This window comes from Lactococcus sp. EKM203L (genome assembly GCF_011800585.1).
GTDB classification, from domain to species: Bacteria; Bacillota; Bacilli; order Lactobacillales; family Streptococcaceae; genus Lactococcus; species Lactococcus lactis.
In genome coordinates, this window is record NZ_JAALEQ010000040.1 from 1 (window position 1) to 705 (window position 705).

Annotated in this window: 1 protein-coding gene; it reads right to left on the reverse strand. The window is 30.1% G+C overall.

The window, feature by feature from the left end; translation table 11 throughout:
• Positions 1 to 305 precede the first annotated feature (305 nt).
• On the reverse strand, positions 306 to 705 hold a 400-nt coding region (locus HFD15_RS13985), incomplete at its 5' end, for a phosphodiester glycosidase family protein (protein WP_185155845.1).

Here is a 705-nt window from a genome sequence, read left to right on the forward strand (position 1 = left end):
GGGTTAATGAACAAGAAATGTAAATGATTTTTGAGAGTTTTTATAACAAAAGAAGAGTGTCCATAAAATGACCATTTACTGAACACAATATAAAAAAAGAAAAACAATTATTAACGCTTTTCTTTTTTATGTCTAATTATATGATAATAGTCCATACGTTTGTTACTCTAAAAACTAGACTTAACGTCAATCTACATACAACAGATGAAAATGGAGCTAAGGTCGTTTCTCAAACAGAATTAGACTCAGTCAAAACCCTTTTTGAAAAATCTCTAAAATAAAAGAACCATGAGGTTCTTTTATTTTTATTTCATCACAATATAATCCGGTACGGCTCGATCATCTTGACTAGCAACAATCGTTTTATCATTGAAAGATAGTTGACTTGAGCCACCACTATCAAGTAATAACATATTTTGGAGCTTCAAATTTGATACTGATTTTATTATATTATCATAACCTGCATTTGTATCACTCAAAATAGCATAGAGATTATTATCTTTATCATTCGCAATAAAAATATGAATCTTCCAATCTACTGAGCCATCACTTGGTTGAATTTTACCATCACGGATAATCGCAGTACCAAAATTATAGGCTTGTTGCCCTCCATTTTTAATAATAGTTAAAGCAGGTGTACTTGAATCATAAATTTTGCACGAACCATCTTTGTTAATAACAAAAGCATATTGAGTCGTTGTACCT